This is a genomic window from Prevotella bivia DSM 20514 (genome assembly GCF_000262545.1).
GTDB classification, from domain to species: Bacteria; Bacteroidota; Bacteroidia; order Bacteroidales; family Bacteroidaceae; genus Prevotella; species Prevotella bivia.
On sequence record NZ_JH660660.1, the window covers coordinates 1,849,051 to 1,873,683 of the forward strand.

18 protein-coding genes are annotated in these 24,633 nt (G+C 39.7%); 4 read left to right on the forward strand and 14 right to left on the reverse strand.

The annotated features are described in order from the left end of the window. Positions 1–59: 59 nt before the first annotated feature. The gene (locus tag PREBIDRAFT_RS10200) at positions 60–2,756 is read left to right on the forward strand and encodes a valine--tRNA ligase (protein WP_004337544.1); all 2,697 of its coding nucleotides are present in this window, start codon (positions 60–62) and stop codon (positions 2,754–2,756) included. 202 nt (positions 2,757–2,958) lie between these two features. Here the strand turns inward: PREBIDRAFT_RS10200 and PREBIDRAFT_RS10205 are convergent, their stop codons facing one another. From PREBIDRAFT_RS10205 to ppdK, 8 genes are all read right to left on the reverse strand, one after another. After that, positions 2,959–3,426, reverse strand: coding sequence for a nucleoside deaminase (locus tag PREBIDRAFT_RS10205; RefSeq protein ID WP_004339871.1), 468 nt, complete (start codon positions 3,424–3,426; stop codon positions 2,959–2,961). Positions 3,427–3,562: 136 nt separating this feature from the next. Beyond that, positions 3,563–4,207: an HD domain-containing protein gene (locus PREBIDRAFT_RS10210; protein WP_004337548.1), complete on the reverse strand. Its 645-nt coding sequence runs from the start codon at positions 4,205–4,207 to the stop codon at positions 3,563–3,565. Between the two features lie 2 nt (positions 4,208–4,209). Beyond that, positions 4,210–5,169, reverse strand: a complete 960-nt coding sequence (gene menA, locus PREBIDRAFT_RS10215; protein ID WP_004337550.1) for a 1,4-dihydroxy-2-naphthoate octaprenyltransferase — start codon at positions 5,167–5,169, stop codon at positions 4,210–4,212. Positions 5,170–5,314: 145 nt separating this feature from the next. After that, on the reverse strand, positions 5,315–7,693 hold the full coding sequence (locus tag PREBIDRAFT_RS10220; RefSeq protein ID WP_004337552.1) for a putative porin: 2,379 nt from the start codon (positions 7,691–7,693) through the stop codon (positions 5,315–5,317). Further along, positions 7,694–7,924, reverse strand: a complete 231-nt coding sequence (locus PREBIDRAFT_RS10225; RefSeq protein WP_004337554.1) for a hypothetical protein — start codon at positions 7,922–7,924, stop codon at positions 7,694–7,696. Between the two features lie 27 nt (positions 7,925–7,951). Continuing rightward, positions 7,952–8,965, reverse strand: a complete 1,014-nt coding sequence (locus tag PREBIDRAFT_RS10230) for a DUF4468 domain-containing protein (RefSeq protein ID WP_004337556.1) — start codon at positions 8,963–8,965, stop codon at positions 7,952–7,954. 90 nt (positions 8,966–9,055) lie between these two features. Continuing rightward, positions 9,056–11,101: an excinuclease ABC subunit UvrB gene (uvrB, locus tag PREBIDRAFT_RS10235; RefSeq protein ID WP_004337558.1), complete on the reverse strand. Its 2,046-nt coding sequence runs from the start codon at positions 11,099–11,101 to the stop codon at positions 9,056–9,058. 338 nt (positions 11,102–11,439) lie between these two features. Continuing rightward, a complete protein-coding gene (gene ppdK / locus PREBIDRAFT_RS10240) occupies positions 11,440–14,163 on the reverse strand; it encodes a pyruvate, phosphate dikinase (RefSeq protein ID WP_004337560.1) in 2,724 nt (907 codons plus the stop codon). A gap of 358 nt (positions 14,164–14,521) precedes the next feature. Here ppdK and rlmD point away from each other — a divergent pair, with 358 nt between their 5' ends. Continuing rightward, entirely contained in the window at positions 14,522–15,952 is a 1,431-nt protein-coding gene (gene rlmD / locus PREBIDRAFT_RS10245; RefSeq protein WP_004337562.1) for a 23S rRNA (uracil(1939)-C(5))-methyltransferase RlmD, read from the forward strand. Between the two features lie 450 nt (positions 15,953–16,402). On the opposite strand, the gene dapA is transcribed toward rlmD, so the two are convergent. From dapA to xseA, 6 genes are all read right to left on the reverse strand, one after another. Then, positions 16,403–17,287, reverse strand: coding sequence for a 4-hydroxy-tetrahydrodipicolinate synthase (dapA, locus tag PREBIDRAFT_RS10250; protein WP_004337564.1), 885 nt, complete (start codon positions 17,285–17,287; stop codon positions 16,403–16,405). Positions 17,288–17,459: 172 nt separating this feature from the next. Continuing rightward, positions 17,460–18,404 (reverse strand): DMT family transporter, encoded by a 945-nt coding sequence (locus PREBIDRAFT_RS10255; protein WP_004339873.1) that lies wholly within the window; start codon positions 18,402–18,404, stop codon positions 17,460–17,462. Positions 18,405–18,522: 118 nt separating this feature from the next. After that, complete coding sequence (gene truA, locus PREBIDRAFT_RS10260; protein ID WP_004337568.1) at positions 18,523–19,290, reverse strand: tRNA pseudouridine(38-40) synthase TruA; 768 nt, start codon at positions 19,288–19,290, stop codon at positions 18,523–18,525. A 23-nt stretch (positions 19,291–19,313) separates the two neighbouring features. Then, on the reverse strand, positions 19,314–20,885 hold the full coding sequence (locus PREBIDRAFT_RS10265; RefSeq protein WP_004337570.1) for a ComEC/Rec2 family competence protein: 1,572 nt from the start codon (positions 20,883–20,885) through the stop codon (positions 19,314–19,316). A gap of 48 nt (positions 20,886–20,933) precedes the next feature. Continuing rightward, positions 20,934–21,122 carry an exodeoxyribonuclease VII small subunit gene (xseB, locus tag PREBIDRAFT_RS10270; RefSeq protein ID WP_004337572.1) on the reverse strand — a complete coding sequence of 63 codons (189 nt, stop codon included), beginning with the start codon at positions 21,120–21,122 and terminating at the stop codon, positions 20,934–20,936. Positions 21,123–21,126: 4 nt separating this feature from the next. Further along, on the reverse strand, positions 21,127–22,428 hold the full coding sequence (gene xseA / locus PREBIDRAFT_RS10275; RefSeq protein ID WP_004337574.1) for an exodeoxyribonuclease VII large subunit: 1,302 nt from the start codon (positions 22,426–22,428) through the stop codon (positions 21,127–21,129). Between the two features lie 143 nt (positions 22,429–22,571). Between xseA and PREBIDRAFT_RS10280 the strand changes: the two genes are divergently transcribed. Together PREBIDRAFT_RS10280 and PREBIDRAFT_RS10285 are read left to right on the forward strand one after the other, a co-directional pair. Beyond that, positions 22,572–23,966 carry an MATE family efflux transporter gene (locus PREBIDRAFT_RS10280; RefSeq protein ID WP_004337576.1) on the forward strand — a complete coding sequence of 465 codons (1,395 nt, stop codon included), beginning with the start codon at positions 22,572–22,574 and terminating at the stop codon, positions 23,964–23,966. Further along, complete coding sequence (locus PREBIDRAFT_RS10285) at positions 23,951–24,574, forward strand: cytidylate kinase-like family protein (RefSeq protein WP_004337577.1); 624 nt, start codon at positions 23,951–23,953, stop codon at positions 24,572–24,574. Before PREBIDRAFT_RS10280 ends, PREBIDRAFT_RS10285 begins: the two co-directional genes overlap by 16 nt. The last annotated feature ends 59 nt before the right edge of the window (positions 24,575–24,633 follow it).

Sequence of the window (24,633 nt, forward strand, 5' to 3'; positions counted from 1 at the left end):
TTTTTTTGTAATTTTGTGTCGTTTTTAATGATAATAAAGAATAAATAATATACTGCGTAATGGAATTAGCAAGCAAGTATGATCCACAAATTGTGGAGTCGAAATGGTACCAGTATTGGCTGGATAACAAGCTTTTTAGCTCAAAACCTGATGGTCGTGAGCCCTACACTGTTGTAATCCCTCCACCAAACGTTACGGGTGTGTTACACATGGGACACATGCTCAACAATACGATACAAGACATACTTGTGCGCCGTGCACGTATGGAAGGTAAGAATGCTTGTTGGGTGCCAGGTACCGATCATGCTAGTATTGCTACAGAAGCAAAGGTAGTAAATCGTCTTGCCCAGCAGGGTATTAAGAAGACCGACCTTTCTCGTGAGGACTTCCTAAAGCATGCGTGGGATTGGACTAACGAGCATGGTGGTATCATCTTGAAGCAATTGCGTAAGCTGGGTTGTTCATGCGATTGGGATCGCACTGCGTTCACTATGGACGAAGTGCGTAGCGAAGGGGTTATCAAGGTGTTCTGTGATTTATATAAAAAGGGTTTGATCTATCGTGGTGTGCGTATGGTAAACTGGGATCCACAGGCTAAGACTGCGCTCTCTGACGAGGAAGTTATTTATAAGGAAGAACACTCTAAACTTTATCATTTGAAGTATTATATAGCTCCTGAAGATCAAGTAAAGGTGAGTCGTAAGGCTGAGGGCAACGTAATGCACAAGGACGATAAAGGCTATTATGCTGTAGTGGCAACAACACGTCCTGAAACAATTATGGGCGACTCGGCAATGTGTATCAACCCTGCGGATGAGAAGAATACATGGCTAAAAGGCTTGCATGTTATTGTGCCATTAGTGGGCCGTGTTATCCCTATTATCGAAGACGGATACGTCGATATCGAGTTTGGTACAGGATGTTTGAAAGTTACCCCTGCTCACGATATCAATGACCACGCACTTGGGCTAAAGCATGGTTTGGAAACAATCGACATTTTCAATGATAACGGTACAATCTCTGAAGCTGCTGGTTTATATGTAGGTCAGGATCGTATGGACGTACGTAAGCAAATAGCTAAGGATCTTGAAGCTGCTAGTTTGATGGAGAAGGTAGAAGATTACGATAACAAAGTGGGTTATTCAGAGCGTACCAATGTGCCTATCGAGCCAAAACTCTCTACACAATGGTTTCTCAAGATGCAACACTTTGCTGATATTGCACTCGCTCCAGTAATGGACGATGATATAGAGTTCTATCCAAAGAAATATAAGAACACTTATCGTCATTGGCTAGAAAACATCAAGGATTGGTGTATCAGTCGTCAGTTGTGGTGGGGGCATCGCATTCCTGCTTACTACTTTAAAGATGCAGAAGGCAAGCCTGCTACCGTTGTTGCCGAGAATGATGCTGAGGCTTTGAAGCTAGCACAAGCTGTTAATGCTAGTGTTATTGCTGCCGATCTTGAGCAAGAAAGCGATTGTTTGGATACATGGTTCTCTTCTTGGTTATGGCCTATCTCTGTGTTTGATGGTGTAAACAATCCTGATAATGAAGAAATCAACTATTATTATCCAACAAGCGACCTTGTAACAGGTCCAGATATTATCTTCTTCTGGGTGGCTCGTATGATTATGGCTGGTTATGAATATCGTGGTAAGTTCCCATTTAAGCATGTTTACTTCACAGGTATTGTACGCGATAAGCAGGGCAGAAAGATGAGTAAGAGTCTTGGCAACTCGCCTGATCCGTTGGAGCTGATCGAGAAGTTTGGTGCTGATGGTGTTCGTATGGGTATGATGTTAGCAGCTCCTGCGGGTAATGATATTCTCTTCGATGAGGCTCTTTGTGAGCAAGGACGTAACTTTAATAATAAAATTTGGAATGCTTTCCGCCTTGTTCAAGGCTGGGAAACAGCCGATTTGGAGCAACCAGAAGCTAGCAAGATAGCTGTTAGTTGGTTTGACGCTAAGTTGAAAGCTGTTAATGTCGAGATGCAGCAGCAGTTTAAGGACTATCGCATCTCTGAAGCTTTGATGACCGTTTACAAGTTATTTTGGGATGAGTTCTCTAGCTGGTATCTCGAAATGATTAAGCCAGAATATGGCAAACCTATCGATAAAGCAACTTATGAAGCAACACTTGCTTTCTTTGATAACCTCTTAAAGATGCTTCACCCATTCATGCCTTTCATCACAGAAGAGCTATGGCAACACCTTTATGAGCATAAGGATGGCGAAAGCATTATGCGTATAGAGCTAAAGATAGATGAGCCTACAGCAGAGGAAATGAAGCTAGCTGATGATATAGAACTTGTGAAGCAGATTGTTAGTGGTGTGCGTATGGTGCGTAATCAGAAGAATATTGCTCCAAAAGTAGAACTCGATCTTGTTGCTATTGCTCAAAACAACTTTGAGGCTTACAATAGCATCATCACGAAGATGGCAAACTTGAAGCGTATTGAAGTAATGGCAGAGCAGAGTGCTGATGCGTCAGGCTTTATGGTTGGCACCGACTCGTTTGCCGTTCCTGTGGGCGACTTAATTGATGTTGCTGCTGAAATAGAGAAGCAAGAAAAGGAACTCAAGCATCTTGAAGGTTTCCTAATGGGCATTACAAAGAAGCTAGCTAATGAGAACTTTGTTGCTAATGCTCCTGCTGCCGTCATCGAACGAGAGCGTAAGAAGCAAAGCGACTCGGAAGAAAAGATAGCAACCCTAAAAGCTAGTCTTGAAGAGTTGAGAGCGCGTAGGTAAGATCTTGACCTATAGGTCTCATCTTTTGAGTTTGATGTGATCCCCCCGAAAGTTGGACATAACAACTTTCGGGGGGATCACATCTACTTTTATTATGAGGCTTATAACCCACAGGTAGGTGTATAAGAACTTACAATCTCGTTTCTAAAAGAATATATCCACCTTGCTTAGATGAAAATATTTATCATTTACGACAGCGGTATTAATATTCTGTTTTATCGTCCTTATTGCGCCAAAGATCAAAAGCTTTAATAGCTTCCGACTGTAATAATATCTCTGAAGGCTTTTTACGATACTGTGGCTGAACTTCTATTTCTTGATAGATAAAATCGTCGTCAAAACCAATATTAGCAGCATCTTTGCGATCATTGGCATAATAAATCTTATCAAGGTGTGCCCAATAAATAGCACCAAGACACATAGGGCATGGCTCACAAGAGGTGTAGATTTCGCAACCTGACAGGTCGAAAGAATCTAGTTTCTTACAAGCCATACGAATAGTAGATACCTCGGCATGAGCTGTAGGGTCGTTGTCAATAGTTACTTTATTGCTACCTTCTGCAACAATTTCGCCATTACGAGCAATGACAGCACCAAAAGGACCGCCACCATTGCGTACACTGTTGATGGAAAGTTCTATGGCTCTCCGCATTAATTCTTCTTTTGTCATATTATTGCAAGTTATTATTTTCTCATTCTTCCCATACATATAGCACGTCTTACTGCGTGTATTGCTTCGTTATCTATAGATGAGGACGGGAACTCTCAATTTGATAAAATTCTCAATTCAATAAAATTGTCAACTCTCATTTTTCAATTTTCAATTTCTCTACAGGGTAAATCCTATCAAATACCTTGCGCAGTTTGGCCTCATTATCTATAGTTTTGTAGATAATATCAAGGTTTTGGGCATTAGGCGAATTAGGTATCCACAGTTTGATATAGCCTGTCCTACTGTATTTTTCCTTCATGTGGTCGTAAAAACGCTGCCACATCTGCTCATCATTGAGCATTGGGTAATGTTCTAAACCATATTGTATGGCACGTTGAAACACTACTTCTGGTTCTAAATCGCGGTCGGCTTCGGCTACAATCTTACCATATATGCTACGTGGAGCACGCGAAGAACTTGCCCGATGATCCTCTACCGCCTCTTTCATTATGCGAAGCTGTTCTGGCGAAAACCATTTTTTGAGTCTAGCATCAGCTATGAGGATCTTACCACTGGTAAGATGATGGATAGCACGTGGTCCTTCCATACCTAAATCGTGGTAAGCCGCTATGACATAAGCCATATTAAGATCAGCACCCACAACTTGAGCCAACTTCATAGAATTGGCAATAACGCGTTGCACATGTACCAAGCCATGCGACTTACCAAAGGCAGTATATCGTGGTAAGATTTGCTGCTCTACGAAAGCAACTATATCTAAACTAGCTGTTTGTTGCATAATTAAAATGTAAGTATCACGTAAGAAAGTGTGGTTAAGACACCAAAGACAAATATGTTGCGGGCTGTTTCGCCCAACACGTTATTAAGTTCTTTACCCTCTAGCCGCTTCATTTTTCGATAAGTTCGGGCATGTAAACTAAGGTAAATAAGCATAATTATAGATGCAAGAACGATGTCTAATAATCGGTAACCTTTGAAAATTAAGAGTGCTGTGATGTGTGCACCGACTAGTCCTAAAACGAAATATAGAGTAGCTGCCGCTTTTTTACCAATACGAACAACTAAGGTAATCTTTCCATCACGTTTGTCATTATCATAGTCGCGATAGTTGTTTACTATTAATAAGGTGTCTATGATAAGTCCACAGGCTATAGCGGTTAGGACGACATTCTTAGGAATTTCCAATACAGAGGGATGAAAGCTCAATCCAAGACGAGTAGTTTGAGTACATACGTAATAAGTGAGACACACAGGAATGATACCAAAAAACACGATTACCAATATATCGCCTAGCCCTAGATAAGATAATTTTGTGGTATAAAGGAAGCTGAAAACGACACACAAAATGCCAACAATAATCATCTGCCACCCTCCAAAATATACAAGCGGAAGTCCGCAAAGACAAGCCAATATAGTAGTTATGATAATGCCATGCTTCATAGCTGGCAAGGTAATCCACCCCTCGCTACAAGCACGTTTGGGACCAAGGCGCGTTGCACTATCATCATTTCCTTTAAGACAGTCGTAATAATCATTAATAAAGTTGGCATCTACCTGCATGATAAAAGCAAAAAGCAGGCACAACGCAGCAGCTAGTATCTGCACGTTTTGCCAACCAACTATGCGAAAAGCCATAGCTATTCCTATCATTACAGGTACTGCTGCCCCTGACAATGTTTTTGGGCGGGCAGCTAATATCCATGCCTTGGTTGAATTTTGAATAATATTTTCTTCAAGCATTTTCTAATAGAGGAGTTATCTTTCGTTTGAAATTAAAGGAGCTAAAAACATTATCTCTGTGCGCTATTTTTAATGGTAAATCACATTGGACTTTAACCACAACTAAAGCACAGCAGAGTGATAACTCCTTTAATTCTCTGAAATACTAGTTAAAGAAATTCCAGCTCAATCCAAATCTAAAGATACGCTGGTTGAGTGGATAATGAGGCGTAAAGAAGTAGTCGCCACTGTTACCAGCATTCACATGTGAGAACATCACAAAAAAGCGAGTATGTTGCAACGTAAAGTTGGCATACGCATTGATAACAGGGTATCCACCTATCTTTGTACGGCTAGCATCTGTCCCTTGAATACCAAACGAACCAAGAGCAGGAATATACTCAGGAGCATAATATTTGGTAAACCATCGCATATCGGCTCCAAGATCACATTTTAACACGCGAGCTATCTTAAAACGAAGGTAGAAGTTGCTATAAACATTAAAGATTGGGGTTGGAAGCACTTTTTCATCACTCGATTTTTGGAAGGTAAGCACGTTGTCCCAATGGAAGATACTCCAATGAAGGTTTTGTAAAAGTTGGAGCGTTATAAGATTGATAGCACCACTCGTCTGACGAACATTCACCTGATTGTTCTGAACGAGGTATCCATCTCCATTTCCTATGCGGTCATTTTGCAAGCCCAAATAGATATAGTTCTTTATTAGGTCGTAGCCAAAACGGAGCTTACTCTCGGTTTTTTTCAAAGAAAGCTCTGCCATAATACGTGAATGGAACTGCTTGCTAAGATCGTTATCCCAAACAAAATGCTTACTTACATAGCGTGTGAAGTACATTGATGGTCGGTCATTGTGTATAAAGGCATTCACCGCAAGCTGTGCGGTATCACCAAGAAGCGGAACATTAAGATCGGCATACCCATCAATATGGAATTGTCCTGCCGATTTTCCTACAAGCCAAGTCTCTGCACTTACATTATAATGTAGGGTTTTACCAGACTCCTTTAATAGTTGTCCACCAATAGAAATATCACTTTGATTGATCTTTTCATAGCCACCAAAGACCGAAAGTTTGTTTGTTGTGGCATAAGTAGGAAACTCGTAATGGCGCAATTCGTGGGAAGCAAAAACCTTTAAACCTGCCTTAGCCCACTTGTTAAACCCTTCGAGTAAGGCTACAGCAAAAGTGTTTTTGAGCGACCAATGCTTGGTTTGGTCATAGATAGAGTCGTTAGCAGTGGTACCATAATTGTAGTAATCGTTGATATAATAGTTCTTCGGACTTTTATATGCTTGATAAATACGCGTGTAATTATCAAAGCGTGCGGTATGAATAAAGCTTGTAACAGGCACATATTCACTCTTCAGCCACTGCTCTGTAGTATCTTTCCGCTCAAGCGATTGCTTGTTAAGCTGAGCCAGTTGAGTGGAGTCCTGCATATTTACTTTTATTCTGTCATCACCTACAGACGCATTTTTAACCTGTGTTGGCGCATCGCCAGCAATAGAAGCATCGTCAGGACGACCAGACGATTTGTGCTGTTTGTCATATTCCTCCTCATCAAAATCATTACCATTAGCCTTTGCCTTACGGCGTGCTTTGTCCTTAGCTTTCTGCTCTGCCAGAGCTTGTTCCGACTTTATAGCAAACTTGCGCGCCTCTATCTCTTCTTTCGTCATAGGCACTTTACGGAAGAAGCCAAGACTATAGCGATGGTTGAAAAATACGTGCTGGTTATCGTTACGGTTCCAATTTTGTGCTAAGACGGTAGGAATTTCATCAGTAGAGAAGTTATCCTTAAATATCTCTGGGTGAGTGATGTAAGCATCATTAGTAATGCCACCATTCTCAGCTACCTTCTGATGGTTAAGCGATAACAACAAACTAGCATTGTAACGCTCGCCTATATACGATCCCCACATAGAATAATTGAAGTGGGAAGTGTTTTGATTGCTATAATAACCACAACCATAAATATAGTCGAAAATAAAACCAAAGCCCCACTTTTTACCTGCATTAACTGCGAAAAAAGCTTTGAAATGATCCTCACCATGCAATCTATTACCAGCAGTGTTATAAGAAAGAATAGTAATAGGAGAAAGTGTTGAGGTAAACTTGAATTTGCTTGGTTGCACTACAAATTGGTCGTAAGGATCAAGGAAAAAGAACTCAGAAGTAGCTGTTCGATCTAAGAAAATACGATTTTGGCGAGGTGATCCTAAATTGCCTAATGAGTTATATTCACCTCTTAAACCCGTGGTAAAGATGGTGTTCATATACATATAGGACAACGTATCGGGCACTGCTGGTTTTTTATCGCCAAAACGCTCATCAATAGTCCATGCCTTAATACCTCTCGGAATTTCTTTATGCTGACTCTGAACAGAATCAGAAACTCCTAGTTTTCTGTTATTCTGATAGTCGTTAGCAGTAAAAGAGCCATCGTCTAACCCATTCATATTTATCTGTGCCTGTATGCCTATAGTACCTATAAACATTACAAGGAGGATAAGAATTTTCTTCATTTATTTTATAAAACGGAGGATACATTCAATGATCTTAAAGACCATTGCTACTAGAATAATGATGATGCCTGTATTGGTGTTGTCGGTAGCAAAGTAGAAAATGCCACCTATCAATGCTCCAAGCATAAAAATGCTATTGAGCCATTGGCGCGTAACAAAAAACTTTCCACGCTCATTCATTGGACGCAAACGATGATCAGGACGACGCGCTGTACTTTTATTATGTTCCATTGGGATATATATGATTATGCTAAAATGTTATTCTGAAATGCTCACAGCACCTTCAGATAAGGCTTGCTTAAAACCCTCAAAGATTTGATTTTTACGATTGATAGTGCTACGGCGAAACTTACCCGAAATAGGATACATACGTGTTCCTTTCTTGTTAAGTGCAACCCTATTACTGATCCACTCCTCTGCAACATAGTGGGTTACTTGGTCTTGCTGCTTATAATCATAAGTTAAGCGACTCATCGTAAGCGTAGCCTTACCATCTGAACACTTTACTTGTAAGGCATAACGGAATTTAGCTTGATCTAATGCTAGCAGACTTGAAGAGAAAACTAGTTTTTCGTGAATAGTTGCTAAAATGCTATGCTCGGTAGGATTAACAAGAACTACCTTACTATTCTCTAGTTGATTTTCCTCTTGTGTTAATACATTGAGAAAATTTAAAGCCTTATCATAAAGTTCTTTTGCCGATAAACTAGGGATAAGATAGGTCTTTGACCACTGTATTTTGCCATTTACTTCGGGTACAGCACTAGCACTTATATAATTGCTTTCTGCTTCCTTAGCCGCCTTCATTGCCGTCGTAGCAGGTTGGCGAGTTATGGTAGGCTTTGGTTCTATCCAGCCATTATGAGATGAGGTAGCTTGCTGTTCTGTTACTTCCACCTGTTCCACTTTCTGATCAGCTACTTTTTGAGCTGCTTCAGCCTCAGCCCTTTGCTTTGCAACTATTTCTGCTTGATGCGCAGCTTCGCGTTGTACACGCTCAGCCTCTTGTTTCAAACGAGCAGTTTCGGCTTTTGTAGCTTCTATCTGTTTCTGTATCTCTGCAGCCTTAGCTCTCGCTTCAGCATGGGCTTTAGCCTTTTTCTCTGCAGCAGCTTTGGCTTGTTCAGCCTTCATCTTGGCTTGTTCTAATGCCACTTTAGCAGCTTCCAACTGCTTTTGAGCCTGTTCTAGCTCTTGTTGAGGTGTAAGTACGGTTTGTGCAGACACTATCAAAGGAAAGCAAAAAAGGATAGATACTAATATTTTCTTCATTTTATATTGATCTTTAATGAGTTGTTTTAATGAACAAAGATACATATTATAAATAAGAAAAGGAAATGGACTAAAATCTTTTAACGTTTTCTATTTCAACTCTAACTCCTTTTGCAGTCTTAATATCTCATCACGATACTGAGCAGCTTGTAAGAAGTCGAGATCTTTAGCAGCTTGCTTCATGAGGGCTGTAGTGTTCTGGATACTCTTCTCAAGTTGCTCTTTTGTCATGCGAAGAATAATCGGATCGGCAGCAAAAGCAGCTGTATTCGTTGGCTCTGCGTATGCTTTCGGTTGCATATTCTTTATGGTTGCACCCTTAGAAGTTATGGCACTCTCACCATTTGTTGGTAACGTATCCTTGATAGCCTTTATAATCTGGGTAGGAGTAATACCGTGATCTTCATTATATTTTAACTGTTTTGTACGACGTCGCATGGTTTCATCTATCGTCTTTTGCATACTTTCCGTAATCGTATCAGCATACATAATCACCTTGCCATTCACATTACGCGCCGCACGTCCTGCCGTTTGTGTTAAACTTCTATGACTTCTAAGGAAGCCTTCCTTATCAGCATCAAGGATTGCCACAAGCGAAACCTCTGGAATATCAAGACCTTCACGCAAGAGATTGACACCCACAAGCACATCATACATACCCGCTCTAAGGTCATTAATGATTTTCACACGATCCAAACTTGCTACATCACTATGAATATAAGCCGTACGAATATCGTGATCAAGCAAATATTCTGTCAATTCTTCAGCCATACGCTTGGTCAAAGTTGTAACCAATACCCGCTCTTCGCACTCCACACGGATGAGAATTTCATTCATTAAATCATCAATTTGGTTTTCAGAAGGACGAACATCAATTTCGGGATCAAGCAAACCTGTTGGTCGAATCAACTGCTCTACAACTACTCCCTCGGTTTCTCTCAATTCAAAGTCAGCAGGAGTTGCCGAAACATAGATAATTTGATGGATCAGATTATGAAATTCTTCAAACTTTAAAGGTCGGTTATCAAGGGCAGCTGGAAGTCGGAACCCATACTCCACAAGATTGGTTTTTCGGGCGCGGTCTCCTCCATACATGGCTGATATTTGAGGTACACTCACATGACTCTCATCAATGACCACAAGGTAATCTTTAGGAAAAAAATCGAGCAAACAATAAGGGCGTTCCCCCGCTGTTCTACCATCAAAGTAGCGTGAGTAGTTCTCTATACCCGAGCAGTGTCCCAACTCCTTTATCATCTCTATGTCATACTCCACACGTTCCTTAATGCGTTGTGCCTTAATGCTTTCACCAAGTTCCTTGAAAAGATCCACTTGTAGTACTAAGTCGTCTTGTATCATGCGAATAGCTTGCTCTGTTTGTTCTTTTGTAGTTACAAAAAGATTGGCAGGATAAATCTCATAAGCATCGAAAGATGCTAGGCGGTGGAATGCTATCGGATCGACCTCCTCTATCGTATCTATCTCATCATCCCACCACGTAATACGCAAGATATTATCGCTATAAGCCATTGCAATATCCACTGTATCGCCTTTTACACGAAAGTTTCCACGCTGAAGATCAATGTCATTACGCACATAAAGAATATCAACCAACTTGCGCAAGAACTCATTTCTATCCACGATTTGACCTTTCTTGATATGAACAACACTCTCTTGCATTGCAGCAGGTCCACCCATACCATAAATACATGATACCGACGACACAATGATAACATCTTTTCTACCTGAAAGCAAGGACGAAACAGCCGAAAGTCGTAGTTTGTCGATCTCATCATTGATCGCCAAATCCTTCTCAATATAGGTATCAGTAGTAGGTAAATAAGCCTCTGGTTGATAGTAATCGTAGTAAGAAACATAGTATTCTACAGCATTATTGGGGAAAAATCCCTTCATTTCTTCATACAATTGTGCTGCCAATGTCTTATTATGCGACAATATCAATGTAGGCTTGTTTACGTTAGCAATTACGTTAGCCACCGTAAATGTCTTACCAGAACCAGTTACACCGAGCAGAACCTGACTCTGATCGCCCCGCTTCAAGCCTTCGGTTAGTTCTTTTATAGCCTCTGGCTGATCGCCCGTAGGCTTATATTTTGATGTTAGTTCGAAATTCATATATTGAAAACAAAGTTACGAAGAATAACTGAGAAAAGCACAATCCACGATACTATCCCATACTTTTGTAAGCGAATAATATCGTGGATTGAGAATAGGTGCCTTTTCATAAATGGTTAATATCTCATTAATTTTAAAAGTGATTTCCCATTTGGGTCAAACTTAACGAGTGTTCTCATAGGGCAAACAAAACGGCAATAGGAACTAAGAATGTTGGTTGTAATAGGTGTAGATTTGAGATTATGTTCAAAATGCACGCTGTTTTATGAAAAGAATTAGGCGGAATACCTCCGTAAACACGTGATACTCCGCCTAAATAGCTGATATTTAGGAGTTTCCTAACATTCTTCCACTGCAGCCTGTGCCGCCGCAAGTCTTGCAATTGGCACGCGGAAAGGAGAACAGCTTACATAGTTCAAACCTACACGATGGCAGAACTTAACAGATGATGGCTCACCACCATGCTCACCACAAATGCCACACTTGAGGCTCTCACGTGTTGCTCTACCTTTTTGAACGGCTGTCTTGATAAGTTGCCCAACACCATCTTGATCTAACACTTGGAATGGGTCAACATCGAGGATTTTCTTTTCCAAATAGCTTGGTAAGAAGCTAGCAATGTCATCACGACTATAACCAAAGGTCATCTGGGTAAGGTCATTAGTACCAAAACTGAAGTATTGAGCCTTTTTAGCAATAAGATCGGCTGTAAGTGCAGCACGGGGAATTTCGATCATCGTACCTACTTCAAACTCAATCTCCAAGCCTTCCTTCTCAAATAGTTTCTGAGCAGTCTTGCGAATAATTGCTTCCTGAATATCAAGTTCATTAACGATACCTACTAATGGAACCATAATCTCAGGTTTAGGGTCGAATCCTTCTTTCTTCAACTGGATAGCAGCACCAAGGATAGCCTTTGTCTGCATAGCTGTAATCTCTGGGAAAGTGTTACCCAAACGACATCCACGAAGACCTAGCATAGGATTAGCCTCTGATAGCGAGTTTACACGATCCTGAATAAACTTCACACTTACGCCCATTTCTTCTGCCATAATCTGCTGTCCCTCTATTGTATGAGGTACAAACTCATGCAAAGGTGGATCCAAAAGGCGAATATTTACTGGCATACCATCCATACACTTCAAGATACCGTAGAAGTCTTGCTTCTGATAAGGCAAAAGCTTATCAAGTGCTCTTTCGCGTTCTTCAGTATTATTAGCAAGGATCATTTCACGCATTGCCTTGATCTTCTCGTTTTCAAAGAACATGTGTTCTGTACGACAAAGACCAATTCCCACTGCACCAAAATTGCTAGCTACTGCTGCATCGTGAGGGGTATCGGCGTTGGTACGAACAACAAGCTTAGAATACTTATTACAAAGATTCATCAGTTCGGCAAAATCGCCTGTAACCTCAGCTGGCTTTGTTTTTACTTCACCGAAGTAAACTTCACCTGTTGAACCATTTAATGAAATATAATCGCCTTCGCGTAAAATAGTTCCGTCAATCTCTAGTGTACGCTGCTTATAGTCGATTACAATAGCACCTGCACCACTTACACAGCACTTACCCATACCACGAGCTACCACTGCTGCATGCGAGGTCATACCACCACGAGCGGTCAAAATACCTTCTGCTGCTGACATACCAGCCAAATCTTCTGGTGATGTTTCAATACGCACCATAATTACCTGATGACCATCATCATGCCACTTTGTAGCATCATCTGCAAAGAATACTATCTGACCGCATGCTGCACCAGGAGATGCTGGCAAGCCACGTGTCAACACCTTAGCTTGTGTTAGTGTTTCTTTATCAAATACAGGGTGGAGGAGTTCGTCAAGCTTATTTGGCTCACAACGCTTCAAGGCTGTCTTTTCGTCAATTTCCCCTTCGTGTAGCAAGTCCATTGCTATCTTTACCATTGCTGTACCTGTGCGCTTACCGTTACGAGTTTGCAAGAACCATAGCTTACCATCTTGAACGGTAAACTCCATATCCTGCATATCATGATAATGCTTTTCTAGTTTGTTTTGGATAGCATCAAGTTCTTTAAATACTTCTGGCATACATTCTTCCATAGAAGGATATTTTGCAGCACGTGTATCTTCGTCAATACCTTGCTGCTTAGCCCAACGCAGTGAACCTTCTTTTGTAATCTGTTGTGGAGTACGAATACCAGCCACAACGTCCTCACCTTGAGCATTTACAAGGTATTCGCCATTAAAGATGTTTTCACCATTACCAGCATCACGAGAGAAACAAACACCCGTTGCTGAAGTGTCGCCCATATTACCAAAAACCATAGCCTGAACATTAACAGCTGTTCCCCACTCTTGTGGAATACCCTCCATCTTACGATAAAGGATAGCACGATCGTTCATCCATGAATCGAATACCGAGCAGATAGCACCCCAAAGCTGTTCCATAGGATCAGTTGGGAAATCCTTACCTGTTTGTGTCTTAATAGCTTCCTTAAAGAGTTTCACAAGTTGCTTCAACTCGTCTACGGTCATTTCGTTATCCAACTTAATGCCACGCTGTGCTTTTACCTTCTGAATAATTGCCTCAAATGGGTCAATATCTTCTTTATTTTCAGGCTTCATACCTAGCACTACATCGCCATACATCTGTACAAAACGACGATAGCTATCGAAAGCAAAGCGCTCATTACCAGTCTTCTTTGCCAAGCCTTCTACTACGGTATCATTCAAACCTAGATTTAAGATAGTGTCCATCATACCCGGCATAGAAGCACGAGCACCAGAACGAACACTCACTAGCAATGGGTTAATAGGGTCGCCAAACTTTGACTTCATCAAAGTTTCTATATGCTTAACACTAGCCTCTACATCGCTTTTCAACAAGCTAACAACTTGCTCCTTGCCTATTTCATAATATTCGTTACATACATCGGTTGTGATAGTAAAGCCAGGAGGCACTGGAACACCAATGAGATTCATCTCTGCGAGGTTAGCACCTTTACCACCTAGGAGATTTCTCATATCCGCCTTACCTTCAGCTTTACCGTTGCCGAAGGTATAAACTCTTTTTTCGCTCATAAATTAGTTATTATTATATATATTGTCTATTCTAGTCAATCTGTTGTGCAAATATACTCATAATAGGGATTTTGTGCAAGTTTTTACCCAAATATTGTAATGTTCAAGTTGCATTTTATACACGTTATCGTACACAGTTGTCCATAAGTAAGCAAAAAAAAGACTTTTCAAACAAAGAAAAGCTATAATTTACCTCTTATAAGGATGCCGTCAAGAATATTTCAACGCTAACTTTTTTTCATATTCCACTCGTTTGCACTACCTTTATATAAGGTAAGGCGGCACTCGGGAATATTTGAAAACAAGTTTTCATATTCCACTCGTTTGCACTACCTTTGCAAACAGAAAAAGAATTTATATGAGCAGGAAAAGAAAACCATTACCTATATTAGAGAATGTAACCATTGAGGCAGTAGCAGCCGAAGGTAAGTGCGTAGCACATGTTAACGACATGGTGATATTTGTATCTTTCGTTGTGCCTGGCGATATTGTTAATCTTCAAGTGCGTAAAAAACGTCATAGCTATTGTGAAGCAACAGTGGTGAAGTTCGTAAAATATAGTGAACTGCGCATAAAGCCTATGTGCGATCACTTTGGTATTTGTGGTGGTTGTAAGTGGCAAAACTTACCTTATAGTGAACAATTGAAAGCTAAACAGCAACAAGTGTTCGACCAACTGACACGTATTGGCAAGATAGAGCTACCAGAGTTTTCTCCCATTATGGGGTCTGTTCATACCAAGGCTTATCGCAACAAGCTAGAGTTTGGTTGTGCCAATAAGCGTTGGTACACCGCCGAAGAATTACAAGATATGCCCGAAGGTATAGGATTGACCGAAGGAGCTATTGGTTTTCACATTACGGGTGCATTCGACAAGATTTATCCTATAGAGAAATGTTGGCTTATGGACAATCTTCAAAACGAAATTCGTAACTCAATACGCAATTATGCGTTAGAAAACAATCTTACTTTCTTTGACCTACGCCAACAACATGGTCTCTTACGCGACATTATGGTGCGCAACTCTAATACGGGCGAATGGATGGTACTTATCCAGTTCCATTATGATGTAGAGGGCGATGAGCAACGTGCTTTAGGACTTATGCAACACCTTGCCGACAGCTTTCCTCAAATAAGTTCATTGCTTTATGTTAATAACCAGAAGGGCAACGACACTTTCAATGATCTCGATCTCATCTTATTTAAAGGCAATGATCACATCTTTGAAACTATGGAAGATTTACGCTTCAAGGTTGGTCCAAAGAGTTTTTACCAAACAAATACCGAACAAGCTTACCACCTCTATGATGTAGCACGCCGCTTTGCCAACCTAACTGGTGAAGAGCTAGTTTACGACCTCTACACAGGCACGGGTACTATTGCCAACTTCGTTGCAAAGCGAGCTAAAAAGGTTATCGGTATAGAGTATGTCCCAGAGGCTATTGAGGACGCAAAGGTAAATTCAGAAATCAACAAGATACAGAACACGCTCTTCTATGCTGGCGATATGAAAGACATCCTAACAGAGAGTTTCGTTCAGGAGCATGGACGTCCAGATGTCATCATCACCGACCCTCCACGTGCAGGTATGCACCCTGATGTGGTCAATGTAATCCTCGGCGCACATCCTAAACGCATCGTTTATGTGAGCTGTAACCCTGCCACGCAGGCACGCGATCTTGCATTACTTGATGTAGATTATAAGGTTGTAGCCGTTCAGCCTGTCGATATGTTCCCACATACACCTCATGTAGAAAACGTTGTATTGCTAGAAGAAAGACTAGCTTAATAACAAGCCTTAATAAAAAACTAAGAAGCGCTCTATTCAAGCAAAATATAATGCCTGTATAGAGCGTTTCTCTTCTTGTATCTTTTTCTAAACTTACTGCTAAATGTGAATGAGGTTTTAAACATTAGAAAAATACTAACACAGAAATCATTGAGCATCTTTTCGCCTACAAAAGGTTATGTTTTGCAAGGCAAAAGGTAATCTTTTGCTATGGAATAGATGACCTTTTGTACTGTAAAACATCACCTTTTACAAGGCAAAACGTTATGTGCCGATTTGGTGTCAACTATTTTCACTTTTCCAACTCCAAAAACTTTGTACTACACAGTATCTTTCCTACCGTGATTTTACGCTTTATTTCCCTCTTATATTTCAATATTTATGAGGGGAAATAAAAAAGGTTATTATTTGCAAATAATGATCTTTCTTTGAGTGAAAGCTAGGTGGTTTTTATAATCTTAAACCCTTCAAAATTTCATTCATTTTCTGTTTTGTCTCAATGCGGGTAGGTACTAGTGGGAGACGAAGCACATTCTCAATCATGCCCATATCATTCAATAAAGCTTTACAGCCTGCAGGGTTTCCATCAACGAAGAGGAGTTTGTAAAGTTCAGTAAACTTATGATGAATATTGCGAGCGGCTTCAAACTCGCCATTAAATTCTAAGCGGATCATACGCGAGAACTCCTTTGGCAAAGCATTACCGATTACAGAAATTACACCTACTGCACCACTTACTATCATAGGGAAAGTGAGTGCATCATCACCGCTCAACACTTCAAAATGGGATGGTTTGTATTTCACAATCTCATCCACTTGTTCCAAATTGCCTGAAGCCTCTTTAATTGCTACTACATTAGGGAAATCGTTTGCAATGCGAACAGTAGTTTCTGCCGTCATATTAACACCTGTTCTGCCTGGCACATTATAAAGTACTATAGGAAGCTCGCTTGCTTGCGCTATCGCTTTGAAGTGCTGGTATAATCCCTCCTGACTAGGTTTATTGTAGTAAGGGCAAATGCTCAAGATTCCATCAATACCCGCCCAATCGGTTTCTTGTATTTCACGTACAACAGCAGCAGTGTTGTTTCCACCACAATATTTCAAGATAGGCACACGTCCATTTACGGTTTTAATAACTGTAGCAGTAATTTCGTCTTTTTCTTCTTTCTCCAAACATGGAGTTTCGCCAGTAGTAGCAAGGATAACAAAGAAGTCGGCTCCGCTTTCGAGCTGATAATTAACCAAGCTAACTAAGGATGCATAATCCACACTTCCATCTTGTTTGAAAGGTGTTACTAGAGCTATGCCAAGTCCATGAAAAATATTTTGCATGCGTTCCTAATTTTAAAGGAGTATGTTTTCTGTATGTACCTATAAATTTACTATGAGCAAATCTACAGCTAACTGCGTAAATATCGCTCTTCAGTGATGCAAATATAGTAATTAATCGGTAAACGTCCAAGTATTTCATTATTTATATTAAAATACAAGAATAATTTAGAAATTACACAGAATAGGAGCCTATCCATAGGAAAATCATACCTAATAGAACAAAAGCAAGGTCGATAACTTTCCCTTTCAGATTTTTCTCTTTAAAGAGCAGAGCACCACATAGGAAAGACACTATGACTGACCCACGTCGTACCATCGATACAATAGAGATCATGGAACTAGGCAATGAGAGGGCATAAAAGTAGGTAAAGTCAGCCATAGAGAGGAAGATAGAAATAAAGAGAATAGTCCATTTCCATTGGAAAGTTTTCTGAGGTTTATCTTTGCTTGTGTTCTGTTTTCGTTTGTTGATGAGATAGGCGATGAGTACCGTACCCATCATTAAGCACTGATAGAAGTTATACCAACTTTGTGCCAACATGCGGTCGATTCCTACTCCTCCATTTTCAGGTGCTGTCATTAAATATTTATCTAGCAAGCCACTACAAGTGCCTAGCAATGCTGCGCACACAAGGAAAAATATCCAACGATTATGTTTAAAGTTGATACCTTCTTTCTTTCCACTTCGTGCAAGCAAGAAGAGCGAAAAGATAGACAAGCTCACACCTATCGATTGCCATGCGTTGAGTCGTTCACCAAAGATGAGCATTGCCCCTACCAAGGTTATAATGGGTCGCGTAGCATTGATAGGTCCTACCAAAGTAAGAGGTAAATGAGCAATGGCAAAGTAGCCAAATACCCACGATAACAACACGATAACACTCTTGAGCATTATCCATTTGTGGGCTTCCCAGCCTCCAATAGCCACATGGAAGATAGATCCGTCAAGCAAATGGGTAGCATAGGAAAAGATGATGAGTGGTAAAAAGATGAGTGAACAAAATAAGGTGTTAAGAAACAATACTGGTATCACATCATTGTTTCTTAACGATACTTTCTTGGAGGTATCATATAAGCCTAAAAGTGTGGCTGAAATAAAAGCGAAGAGAATCCACATTAGAGTTGAGCGTTTTAACGAATTGGCAATTGAGAGTTGATAATTGAGAATTTTAACGAATTGGTAAATGTTATTGGACTTAATTTTCAACTCTCAACTCTCTATTCTCAATTCTCAATTAATATATTACTTCCCATAAAAACAACGCATTGCCAGGCATACTCTCACCTGCATCGCTTCGAGTTCCGCCATCAACAATGGCTTTAAACGCTTCAAGAGATAGTTTTCCTCGTCCTACATCCACTAAAGTACCCACTACAGCACGCACCATATTGCGAAGGAAGCGATTAGCAGAGATAATAAAGCACCAATCGGTGGGTTGTTCTTTAGAACTCAAAGGCATTGAAAGCTCTGCACGAATAGGAACCCAACGTGCCTCAGTAAGTTCGCAAATAGTAGTTTTTACATCGGCACCAGCCTTACAAAAACATTTAAAATCTTTTGTTCCAATGAGATATTGTGCAGCTTCGTTCATCAAATCGAAATCGAGCGCATAACTCATATAGCAAGAATATTGGCGCTGATAGATATTCTTCTGTGTATGCAAGTAATAATGATAGGTACGACGAGAGGCTGAAAAACGTGCATGAAGATCATTCGTTACAGGTTCTATCTTGCTTACTGAAATGTCGTGAGGCAAGAGGCGATTTAAGCGATAAACCATTTGATGACAATCGACACTACCTGTAAAATCAAAGTGAGCTACCATCATACGAGCATGAACACCAGCATCGGTGCGCCCTGCACCAATAATGGCAATAGGTTCACGCAATAAAACAGAAATGGCTTTTTCTAAAGTTTCTTGTACCGACGATCCGTTTGGTTGAATTTGCCAACCGTGATACTTACTACCGTCATAGGATAATGTGATAAAATAACGTTGCATACGTGTGCAAAGTTACCATTTTTTTATCTAAACTTGATCCGCCTCCCAAAGAAAGTCATTAGCGTTAAGAGAATAAGGAGCATGAAATAGATTAAGATCACTTGTAAAACTGTAAGATGATGAATAGAGATACTAGCCTTTGGTAAAGTAGCAAGCCAATGAAGAGAGGTGTTGAGAAAGATGGTTGTAAAAGATAACACTTCAATAGCCAACCACTGTAAAGGGGCAAACCACACAAAAGCAAAGAAGGTTACCCCTGCATAAAGGATAATAGTGGTGCAAGGAATGGCAACAAAACTACTGAGAAGGAAGTAAGTGGAGAATTTAGAAAAATAGAAAGCCACTAAGGGGGCTGTACCTATTTGAGCCGAAAGTGTCATGGCAACCATCTGAGGAAACCATAATAACCATTTATGTTTAATGAAGAAATCTGAACAGAACCATGCGTTGAAAATAGGATAAAACAAGAGAATGGAAGCTACAGCAGAGAACGACAATTGGAAACTTACATCAAACAGTGTCAGTGGATCGTAAAGAAGAATGCAAAAAGCTGCCACTGCTAAGGTGTTGAGGGACATTTTATCACGCCCTAACAAAGCAATAAAAGAATAAACCGAAAGCATTAAAGCAGATCGGACAACAGAGGGAGAAAAGCCTACTAAAAATACATAAGCCCAAATAGTAAGAAGAAGGAAAAGGTTTTTAAGCTCTTTTCGCTTGAATAGCGTTAAGATATTACCCAAGGACGTGAATAACATCCATAGAATGGCATAGATAATACTAAGATGTAATCCTGAAAGAGCAAGCACATGACTCGCTCCAGTAATGGAATAATCGTCTTTTAAACTTTTACTAATATACGATTTATCGCCCAGCATCATAGCGGAAACTACCGCTAGTTGGCTTTCATTAAGTGTAGTTTTTAGCAGTTTAGCATACTTTTGGCGTAGCACATTTGCCCGCAATAGTGTTCTATCTACAATATTCATAGGTGCTAAACTAACCTTTGCTATTTGCCATTGACTATCAAAGATAAAGAGTTCGGCGCCATAACCATGTAGCTTTAAGTATTCGGCATAATCAAAATGGGAGTTGATAAAGTTAGTAGGATGTTGCAATTCGCCATATAATTGCACGCCATCGGCTAAATGTAGGGTGGAGTAATGCTGGGTAATGGTATCTCGTAAGATAGAGGCTTTTATCTTTAATGGTACTTTTTGGGTAAGGATTAACATATCTGCTTGCATAACTTTACCATGCTGAATAGGTTCGGTAAGCAATACCGCATTGTACAAACGCTTACCTCTAGGTAGTTTTATCCCTAGCTTAGAATAGGAAAAAGAAGCCAAAAAACCACCTAAAGACACAAGAAGCGCAAAGACACATAGACTTTGCCCTAGCTTCTTCCTACTTAAAAATAAACTTGTGAGTAGACTAGTAAGCAAAAGGAAAGCCCAAAGATAACACGGAATAGATGCATAAAAGCTATAACCTAGACTTATTCCAATGATGAGCATCAGAACAAGCCTCAACATAGGGTATAGATGAATATCAATCTCTTGCGAGGGCGTACTCGTCAGAAATTGTGCTTCCATTGCTAGAACAAAATACGATAAAGGTTAGAGCTAACAAAGTTTAATTGGTTATTCTTTTTTAAGGAGTGCTTGAATGTCCTTATCAGTCTGTGTTAAACGATCTTTGCAAAGTTTCACTAGTTCTTGTGCTTTCTTTAATTGGGTGGTCATTGATTCAAGATCCATTTCGCCATCTTCCATCTTTGCTACAATATCTTCTAACTGCTTTACAGCCTCTTCATAATTTATCTTTTTCATTTGTTTATTTTTTTACGATTGATTTTACTTCACCTTCCGACAATTTCGTTGTTAAAACATCACCATCTTTTAGTTGATTAGCATTGGTAATTACCTTTCCATTGCTTAATGTCATACTGTATCCTCGTTTTAATAAAATCTCAGGATCAAGCGATTTTAGCTTCTGCTCTATTAAGTTGATGTGATATTTATTATCTGTTATAGTGCGTTGAACTCCCGATAGTAATTGGTTGTAACGTATTTCTACTTTATGCTGTTCTTGATGTAAATAAGCCGTCATTGTTGTTATCATTTTTTGCAACAAACGGTCAAGATGAAACTCTTGTTGAGTTTTTACTACGGAGAAGAGCAAAGGTACACGTGAAGCCAAATTGTTGAGATGATTATACTCCCTTTCTAAACGGAGATGAACATAATCATGAATATTTTTTTCTGCTTCTAATACACGAGAAAGAGTACTACTTAATCGCTCGATCAAGAAAGCAGCAGCGGCAGTTGGCGTCTTAACTTTAAGAAAAGATACAAGATCGAGTACACTCTCATCACGATCGTGTCCAATACCAGTGATGATAGGTAAGGGGAAGTTAGCTACATTCTCTGCCAATAAAAGCGTATCAAAACTACTCAAATCAGCCGTAGCACCGCCTCCTCGAATAATTACTACCACATCAAATTCCTCTTCGCGTGCATTGATTTCATTCAAGCAAGCAATAATATCTCCTTCAGCCCTATTGCCTTGCATCGTGGCTTGGAAAAGCTCGGTTTGGAAAGTTAATCCAAATTCGTTATTGGCTAGTTGGTTGCAAAAGTCGCCATAACCTGCTGCGGTGTTAGAAGAGATAATAGCAATGCGTGAAGCAAAGGACGAGAGTCGTAATTCTTTTTGTAAATCGAAAACCCCTTCGTCCTTTAATTGGGCTATAATCTCATTACGCTTACGCATCATATCACCCATTGTAAACTCAGGATTGATGTCTTCCACTATCCAAGAAAAGCCATATTGTACATGGAATTGTGGAGAAACTTGCACCATTATTTTCATACCAGCATGAAGAGTTTGACCAGTTATCCGCTCAAAGTATAGCTTTATTTGCGACCATGTACTAGCCCAGCATCTTCCTGAAGCTCGTGCTATAATATTATTTGAAGTCTCATCCTTCTGAACAAACTCCATATAGCAATGCCCTCTATTCTCATTCATTTGCGATAATTCAGCCTCTAACCAATATGAACCACGTATCTGAAGCCGAATAACTTCAGATACAAGTTCGTTCAAATCCTTTAAAGAGAGAGCTTGTATATTCATATTTGGAGTATTATATCACATTACACTATACTGCAAAAGTATATTATTTTTTTTTATAAAGGTGAGAACTTGGGAAAAATAAATAAACGTAGAGCGAAAAGAATACTTTATTTTTAGTAAATTTGCAAACATACAATTTTAATATGGATAATAAACAAGCGACACTGGAACTTGGCACCAAACCAATAGGGAAACTCCTTCTTCAATACGCTTTGCCAGCTATTATTGCAATGATTGCTTCGTCATTGTATAACATTATTGACCGTATTTTTATAGGTCAGTATGTTGGGCCAATGGCTATTTCTGGTTTAGCCATCACTTTCCCTTTTATGAACCTTGGAGCAGCTTTTGGAGCTGCTATTGGTGTGGGATCCTCTACATCTATTAGCGTAAAACTTGGACAAAAAGACTATGCTACGGCAGAAAATCTTTTAGGAAATACGATCATACTTAATATCATTATTGGTTTGAGCTTTGGCTTCATTAGCTTAATCTTCCTTGAGCCTATCTTACGCTTCTTTGGAGCTAGTGCTACAACATTACCATACGCTAAAAGCTTTATGCAAATTATCTTAGCAGGCAATGTCGTCTCACACATGTATTTTAGTATGAATGCAGTGTTGCGCGCTGCATCGAAACCTCGCCACGCCATGATGGCTACTATCTTTACAGTAGTAATGAATATTATCCTTGATGCTATCTTTATATGTTGGCTAGGTTGGGGGATCAAAGGAGCAGCTTTCGCCACTGTTATTTCTCAAGCACTTGCGCTTTGTTGGCAAATGTCTTTGTTTGCAGATAAGACACAACTATTACATCTCAAACAAGGTATTTATCGCTTAAAGAAACGTTTGGTTAATAACATTATCAGTGTGGGAGTTTCACCTTTCTTGATGAACCTTTGTGCGTGCATCATCGTCATCTTTATGAATAATCAGTTGGTAAAATATGGTGGTGATATGGCTGTAGGTGCTTATGGTATTGCAAATAGTATTGCAACTATTTTTGTAATGTTCGTTATAGGGCTTAATCAAGGAATGCAGCCTATAGCAGGTTATAATTACGGATCACAACAGATTGATCGGTTGCTTTATGTGCTGAAACTTACTATCATAGGTGCTACACTAGTAATGACAGCAGGATGGCTATTGAGTATCTTTGCCCCTTATTATTGTGCGCGCCTCTTTACAAAAGATCCCGATCTTATTCGCCATTCGATAAAAGCTATCCATATTAATATGATGATGTTTTTGCTTATAGGATCACAAATGGTTACCTCTTTCTTTTTCTTATGTATTGGAAAGGTAAAGATAAGCATTTTCTTATCCTTATCAAGACAATTATTAATACTTCTTCCTGCACTTTATATCTTACCACTTTTCTATCGTCTTGATGGTGTGTGGTATGCGTTGCCTGTGAGCGATTCCACAGCATGGCTTATTAGTATAAGTATCCTTATATGGAATATAAGAAAATTAAAAGCGGAACAACAGAAGAATACTATCCCTAACAATAAAGAATTATGGAAAACGAATTAATTATTAATATAGGTAGACAACTAGGTAGTGGCGGTAGAGCCGTTGCCGAACTACTCGCAAAGCGGTTTGGTTGCCAATTCTATGATAAGGAAATCCTCAATATAGCTGCTAAAGAAAGTGGCTTTTCTGAGAAGTTCTTCGAACAAAACGATGAGCAGAAAGGTTTCTTTAAGTCGCTCTGCAATTTTCGTTTACCTATGATGGGCGATAATGATTTCTATAAAAACAACTTCTCACAAGAGAGCTTATATCAACTACAAAGTGAAGCTATTTTAGAAGCTGCAGAAAAGAGTCCACGATGCGTTTTCGTGGGAAGAACAGCCGATTATATTCTTCGTGAAAAAAAGAATATGATTAATATCTTCATAACAGCACCATTTGATAAGCGTGTTGAGAACATTTGTCAACGCACGAAGTGTACAAAGGAGAAGGCACAGAAGATCCTCGAAAAGGGTGATGAAATTCGCTCAAAATATTATAATTACTACACGGGTAAAGAATGGGGACATGCTACAAGTTACGACCTATGTATCGACTCTCATTTGCTTGGTATAGAGAATACTGTTTGCTATATTGCAGAGTTGATCCAGAAGAAATTTAATTTATAAGGAGAATATCTATAAAATAAGCTTTCTAAAAATATAAGATATGACACGTGCAAGAGCCC